This is a genomic window from Soonwooa sp. T0.1_25, from assembly GCF_057652215.1.
Genome location: NZ_JBYFBZ010000080.1, coordinates 1 through 302 on the forward strand (window position 1 = coordinate 1; position 302 = coordinate 302).

General features: G+C 44.7%; 1 protein-coding gene. It reads left to right on the forward strand.

What is annotated here, in order from left to right:
- Nucleotides 1–302, forward strand: a 302-nt coding sequence (locus AC23MB_RS14425; protein ID WP_487787663.1) for an HYR-like domain-containing protein, incomplete at both ends; no start/stop codon positions are given.

Genomic DNA, 302 nt, shown 5'->3' on the forward strand with positions numbered 1-302 from the left:
TAACAATCAGCTGTCCTGAAACTGCAGAATTCACTGCTCCAACAGCAACTGATACTTGTGACCTGGCTCCAGTAGTTTCTTTTACAGATGCAACAACACAAGGTGCTTGTGCAGGAACTTCTGTTATAACCAGAACTTGGATTGCTACTGACGCTTGCGGAAATCAATCTGCTCCGGTTAGTCAAACAATTACAATACAAGATAACACTGCTCCGGTTTTAGCCGGTCAGGGTTCCGATGTAACAATCAGCTGTCCTGAAACTGCAGAATTCACTGCTCCAACAGCAACTGATACGTGTGAC